We start from the raw sequence: 6,379 nt of genomic DNA, 5'->3' as shown, positions 1-6,379 counted from the left end.
AGGTGGCAGCCGCGGCGGGAGTGGCGGCCGGGACGAGTGCCGCCCAGATCGGGCTCGGTTACGGGCTGGGCGTCGTGGTGTGGCCCGCCGTCGCGACCACTGACGACAGCGTGTGGCTGGGCAGCCTCGGCTGGACGACCTGGATCGCGGCGAGCGCCACGGTGCTCGGAGCGGTGATTGCCGGGCGTCTGGGCCGCACGACGGGCATGCTGTGGCGCTTCGCACTGTCGGCTTCCGCGGCGGTCGGCGCCCTGCTGACGGTTGCGCTGGTCGCTCTGCCCGCCCGGGAGGCCGTACGCACCGGCACCTTCTCCCCCGAGACGATCGCCGGTGGCTATGCCGTCGCCGGCGTGGTCCTGGGCCTGGTGGTCGCCTACTGGGCGGTCGTGTCCCGCCCGGTCGCCGCCAACCTCGCCGTCACGGCGGCCTGGCTGTGGTCGCTGGCCGTGGCCGCGGTCGTCATGGACGTCTTCTGGCGCCGCCCGTCCGCGACCTACCTGACCAGCTGGCAGTTCGCGGCCGTCGACACCGGCGGTCTGATCGGCACCATCTACTGGCCGAGTGCGCTGCTGACCCTCGCGGCCGCCTTCGCGATCGGCGTGCTCGCCGCGGCTCCCGCAGCCCGGCGAGGAAACCACGGCACAGGCGCGGCCACCTCGGGCGCCGTGGGTCCGCTCCTGGTCGCCGCGTCGTTCTTCGTGCTGGCGCCGCAGTTGCGGGGTGCCCTCGGAGCGCTCGAGTCGGCGTACCTGATCGCGCCCTACGCCGTGCTCGCCGGCCTCGCGGGTTCGGCCGCCGCCGTGGCGGTCGCCCGGCAGTCTGCCGCCCGCCGTCCCGCCCGCGCCGTCGATCGTTCGAGTGATTCTGCCGGGCCGGCGGCCGTGTCCGCTTCGGCCGCTGTTGCCAGTTCTTCCGCGGTCGCGCCGGTCCCCGCGCAGTTCTCCGGAGCTTCCAGGGCCGCAGACTCCCGTGCCGCCGCGCCGGCGCCCGTGAAGCGTTCGACCGTGAAGCCGCCACCGAGCGATCCGCCCGTCGCCCGCATCAACCCCGGCGGCCCGGCCGCTCGCAAGGCGACGAGCTCCGCCACCACGACCTCTCCACGCGCGACGGATGCTCCGGCCCCGCCCGGCGGCGCGGGCTCGTCCGACGCCCCGGGCTCGTCCAGCAGCGCGGGCTCGTCCGGCGGCGCGGGCTCGTCCGACGCCGCGGGGTCGCCCGGCACTGCGGTGAAGAAGGCGACTCCGGCAACGAAGACGACCGCGGCTCGCAGCTCCCCGGCGAAGGCTGTCACCGCCAAGGCGCCGGCTCCCCGCAATGCCCCGGCCAAGTCCACTCCGCGCAAGCCGGCCGCGAAGCCGAATCCCACGGTCACCGAGCAAATTCCGTCGCAGTCGGCACAACCTGGCGACCCCGCCGGGCCGTCCGCTTCCTGACTTCGGCGCGACATGCGAGAAGCGCCACCCCGTTCGGGGCGGCGCTTCTTCGGTTCACGTGGCCTCGCGGGACCACGACCCTGCCGCGGCACCGGCGTGAGCGGCGCTCCCGCGGGATCGCGCTGGAACACCGGCGCGAGCCGGGGGTCTCGCGGGATCGCGCTGGAACACCGGCGTGAGCCGGGGGTCTCGCGGAATCGGGGCCGCGCTGGAACACCGGCGCGAGCCGGGTCCCGCGGGATCGCGGCCGCGCTGGAACACCGGCGTGAGCCGAGGGTGTCGCGGGATCGCGGCCGCGCTGGGCCTGCGTGGGCGGGACTCAGCCCTGGCGGATGGCCTCGCCCTCGATCTCGATCTTGATCTTCTTGCCGATCATGACGCCGCCGCTCTCGAGGGCGACGTTCCAGGTCAGGCCCCACTCCTCGCGGTCGATCTCGGTGCTGGCGCTGAAGCCGAAGACCTGCTGACCGTACGGGGAGACGGTCGCACCCTCGAACTCGACGAGCAGCTCGACCGGCTTGGTGACGTCCTTGATGGTGAGCTCGCCGTTCAGCACGAACTCGGCGCCCGCGTGGGACTTGATGCCGGTGCTGCGGTAGGTGATCGTCGGGTACTTCTCCGCCTCGAAGAAGTCGCCGGTGCGCAAGTGGTTGTCGCGGTCGGTCTGGCCGGTCTCGATGCTGGCGGCCTTGATCTCGGCGACGACGGCGGACTGCAGCGGGTCCTCGCCGACCGTGATGGTGGCGGTCGCCTCGGCGAACTGGCCGCGGACCTTGCTGACCATCAGGTGGCGGGCCACGAAGCCGACGCGCTTGTGAGCGCCGTCCAGCTCGTAGGTGCCGGCTGCCGGGAACTGCAGGCCCTCGAACTCGCGGATGCCGGAAGCGTTGGTGTCGGTCATGACAGATCCTCTCAGGGGCAGAGCCAGGTGTTTGTCTGACGGAGCAACAATATGCCGCGCAATATTCCACGTGTCAAGAGACCGCTGCTAGGATGGTTCGCGTGGCAGCTGATTTCAATGACCCGCGGTTGACGGCGTTCGGCCTCTTCGCCGAGGCGTACACCGGGCTGACCAACCGCTTCGCCGCCCAGTTCGAGCAGCACCGCCTCTCGCCGGTCGAGTTCGAGGTGCTCATGCGGCTGGCAAGGTCGCCGCGCAACCGGCTTCGCATGACCGACCTCGCCGGCCAGACCTCCCTGTCCACCAGCGGAGTGACCCGCGTGGTCGACCGCATGGACCGTGAGGGGCTGATCCGGCGGGAGGCGTGCGAGAGCGACCGCCGCAGCTCCTACGCGGTGATCACGCCCGCGGGCATCAAGCGGCTCGAGGAGATCCTGCCGGAGCACCTGCAGCTCATGCAGGAGTGGTTCATCGGCCGGCTCGGCGCGGACGAGCTCGACCAGCTGCTGGGCCTCCTCCGCAAGATCCGCGACGCGGTCAACCCGTGCGCGACGGCCGGCACCGAGAACGAGCTGCCCGCGCCCACGCGTTGACGGCAGTGCGTGAGCGGCGGCGTCGGTCTGCGTGAGGACGGCGCCCCGAGGCGTGACACGGGCGGGTGAGCAACCGGCAGAACTACCGGCAGAACCGTTTCGCGACGGGGTCGAAAACCACCTATACCCACAAATCACCAGCGCAGCCGGGCTAGGGTGATCTCCGCAGGGGACGCGGCGCGGCCGAGGCCGGGGCGGGGCAAACGGGGGAGCCTTCGTCCTCGCTGCGTCTGGGCCCTGTCCCGCCGGGCACGACTTCTCGTGGTGACCGGCAGGACGAGGCCTCGCTGGGGCGTGTCGACGGCCGACGTTTGTGGGGGGCACGAAGCGTCGGCCGTCCACGCTCCAGGCCCGCGCCGATCAATCAAGCTCATCGAGCACAGCACGTTCCCGCGGCAGCAGGGCGATGTTGCCGGCCCGCACCATGTCCGCCAGCTGCGCCAGCACGCGCGCCCGCGACGCCGGATCCGCGGTCGCCCGGGCCAGCCCGATCAGCGCCTCGACGACATCCCGAGCGTCGTAGCCACCTTCGTACGCGCGCGCCGCGGTCGCGTACCCCTCGGCAGCTCTTTTGTCCTCGCCCCGGCGCAGCGCCACCGCCGCGTCCACGATCGCGGCCGGCCCGTCCGGCACGGCGCCGGAGTCCGCGGGCCGCAGCTCGGCCAGCACCTCGGCGGCCTCGCTGTCCCGGCCGGCCTCGGCCAGCGCCTTGCCGATCGTGGCGAGGACCCGCCGCCGGTGCCCGGGGTCGCCGACCTCCTCGAGCTCGGCGATGGCGGCGCGCCCCAGGCGTACGGCCTCGTCCAGGTTGCCGTCGAGCCGCTCGACCTCGGCGAGGTTGGCCACGGCGATCGCCCGCATCCGGTGCTCGCCGCAGCGGCTGGCCAGCCGGTCGACCTCCGCCAGCCGCTTGCGGGCGGCGGCGAGGTCACCGCGGCGGACCTCGTGCCACGTGAGGCTGTTCTCGGCGATGGCCATGTCCTGCGTACGGCCGGCGGCGCGCGCCAGCTCCAGCGCGGCCTCGCCGTGCTCCCGCGCCCGGTCGAACACCCGGGCCGTCATCCACAGCGCCGCCAGCTGCGTGTGGGCGGTCAGCTGTCCCGACACGTCGTCCAGCACCCGGAACTCCGCGAGCGCCGACTGCGCGGAGTCGATCTCCTCGGCGCCGGAGCCGTGTTGCAGCGCGAGCTGGGCGAGGCCGACCTTGGCCCAGGCGCGTACGGCGGGGTCGGCATCGGCCGTCCGCGGGTCCGCGAGCAGGCGGCGCAACCACTGCCGGCCCGTGATGTCCCGGCCGCGGAACCGCCACCAGCGCGGCAGGCAGGACGCGAGCCGCAGCGCGGTGTGCGGATCCTCACGGGCAGCCCAGGTCAGCGCGGCGCCCAGGTCGCCTGCCACGTCGTCCAGCCGGGCCGCGGCCTCGGCCAGCCGGGCGCCCTTGAGGTCGGGCGCGATGGCCAGGGCGAGGTCGGCCAGCACCTCCGCATGCCGGCGCCGGGCGGCCGGGAGGTCGCCCTGGGCGGCCGCCTGTTCGAGCGCGAAGTCCCCTACGACGTCGAGCAGCCGGAACCGGAAGGCCCGGGCGCCGCGGGCGCTGAGCATGCCCAGCTCCAGGAAGCGGTCGAGCAGGTGGACGACGTCGGTGGCGGGGCGGCTGTCGACGATCTGCTCCGCGAGGTCAAGCGACCACCGGTTGCGGAACGTGGCGAGCCGGTGCAGGGCGTGCCGCTCCTCGACGGTCAGCAGGCGATAACTGGCCGCGACGGCGTCCCGGACGGAGACCACTCCGCCGTCGGCCGGTCGTGCGGAGAGGTCGAGGACGCGGTCGCCGTACCTGTCGTAGATCTCGGCGACGGTCAGCAGGCGCCCGCGCGCCGCCGCGAGCTCCAGCGCGATCGGCAGCCCGCCCAGCCGTCTGACCAGGGCGGCGAGCGGCTCGACCTCCTCCGGCTCGATCGGCGCGCCGCGCACCTGGACGAGGCGGTCCATGAACAGCGCCGCCGCCGGGTAGCCGGCCACGTCGGCGAGCGTCGGCCCGGCCATCGCGGGCGGGGCGACCAGCGGGGCGACCGGCCACACCCGCTCGGTCGGCAGGCCCACGGGATGCCGGCCGGTCGCCAGGAAGCGCAGGCTCGGGTGCTGGGCGAGCAGTCGCGCGACGGTTTCGGCCACCGCCTCGGGCGCCCGCTCCACGGCGTCGATCAGCAGCAGTGTCGAGCGGCCGGCGATGCGCGACACGAGGTCCTCGGGCCGGCCGACGCCGAAGACCGCGGCCACTCCCCCGAGCACCTCGCCGGCGGTCGAGCCGTCGGTGACGACGATGCCCGCGACTCCGCCCGGATGCGCGTCGGTCAGCTTGTGCGCCACGCTCAGGGCGAGGCTGGTCTTGCCCACCCCGGCCAGGCCGACGAGCGTGATGCCGCGCGGCGTCTCGCCGACCGGCTGCGACAGGCGCGTGACCAGCTCGGCGACGTCGCCGTCCCGGCCGATCAGGTCGTTCGCCGGAGGCAGCCGCACATAGCGCGGGGCCGGCCCCGACTTCGAGGGGCGTCCGCGCGACGCGGCGAGGAAGGCCAGCCGGTCGGCCCCGGCCAGCCCGAGCGCCGCGGCCAGCAGCTCCACTGTGGAACGTTGCGGCCGCGAGGCCCGGCCCCGTTCGAGATCACGGACCGTACGCACCCCCACCGCCGCCCGTGCCGCCAGCTCCTCCTGCGTCAGCTTCGCCCGCAGCCGGTAGCTGCGCAGCACGGCGTCGAATCCCGGACCTTCCTGGTCCGCCCCGTGATCGGACGTCATGAGCATGAACCTAGGCAGACATGACGATGAATGCCGAGCGGGGACGGTGGATTGTCGACTAACCGACGCCTGGGCCGCCGGATTTGCCGCCAATCCTGCCCTGGAGTCCAGGATCTTCCGGGCCCTACAGCCCGAGGCCTCGCGCGATGATCATGCGCTGCACCTCGGACGTCCCCTCGCCGATCTCCAGGATCTTCGCGTCGCGGTAGAAGCGGCCGACCGCCGACTCGTTCATGTAGCCGTATCCGCCGTGGACCTGGGTCGCCCACCGCGCGTTCTCCATCGCGGCCTGGCTGGCGTGCAGTTTCGCCACGGCGGCCTCGTGCTTGAAGTCCTCCCCCGCGCTCAGCCGGGCCGCGGCGTCGTGCCAGGCCAGCCGGGCGGTGCGGGCGCGCAACTCCATGTCGGCGATCATGAACTGCACCGACTGGTACGCGGCGATGGGCCGGCCGAACGCGGGACGCTCCCGGGCGTAGCGCACGGACTCGTCCACGCAGCCCTGCGCCAGCCCGGTGGCGAGGGCCGCGATCGCGACGCGCCCCTCGTCCAAGATCCGCAGGAACTGTGCCAGCCCCCGGCCGCGCTCGCCGAGCAGGTTCGCGGCCGGCACCCGTACGTCGTCGAAGGAAAGCTCGTGGGTATCCGACGCGCACCAG

5 protein-coding genes are annotated in these 6,379 nt (G+C 73.6%); 2 read left to right on the top strand and 3 right to left on the bottom strand.

The window, feature by feature from the left end; all coding sequences use genetic code 11:
- A partial coding sequence (locus RBH18_RS42590; protein WP_306216213.1) for a Hansenula MRAKII killer toxin-resistant protein 1 occupies positions 1–1,433 on the top strand: 1,433 nt, incomplete at its 5' end.
- A 319-nt stretch (positions 1,434–1,752) separates the two neighbouring features.
- Here the strand turns inward: RBH18_RS42590 and RBH18_RS42585 are convergent.
- Positions 1,753–2,334 carry a YceI family protein gene (locus RBH18_RS42585; protein ID WP_306216212.1) on the bottom strand — a complete coding sequence of 194 codons (582 nt, stop codon included), beginning with the start codon at positions 2,332–2,334 and terminating at the stop codon, positions 1,753–1,755.
- Positions 2,335–2,426: 92 nt separating this feature from the next.
- Here RBH18_RS42585 and RBH18_RS42580 point away from each other — a divergent pair, with 92 nt between their 5' ends.
- Positions 2,427–2,927, top strand: a complete 501-nt coding sequence (locus RBH18_RS42580) for a MarR family winged helix-turn-helix transcriptional regulator (RefSeq protein WP_306216211.1) — start codon at positions 2,427–2,429, stop codon at positions 2,925–2,927.
- 360 nt (positions 2,928–3,287) lie between these two features.
- Here RBH18_RS42580 and RBH18_RS42575 read toward each other — a convergent pair whose 3' ends face one another.
- Together RBH18_RS42575 and RBH18_RS42570 are read right to left on the bottom strand one after the other, a co-directional pair.
- The gene (locus tag RBH18_RS42575; RefSeq protein ID WP_372339075.1) at positions 3,288–5,729 is read right to left on the bottom strand and encodes an ATP-binding protein; all 2,442 of its coding nucleotides are present in this window, start codon (positions 5,727–5,729) and stop codon (positions 3,288–3,290) included.
- Positions 5,730–5,847: 118 nt separating this feature from the next.
- Positions 5,848–6,379: acyl-CoA dehydrogenase family protein (locus RBH18_RS42570; protein ID WP_306216209.1), on the bottom strand; the 532-nt coding region annotated here is incomplete at its 5' end.

This window comes from Actinoplanes oryzae (assembly GCF_030757795.1).
GTDB lineage: Bacteria > Actinomycetota > Actinomycetes > Mycobacteriales > Micromonosporaceae > Actinoplanes.
This window is presented reverse-complemented; position numbering and strand designations above follow the sequence as displayed.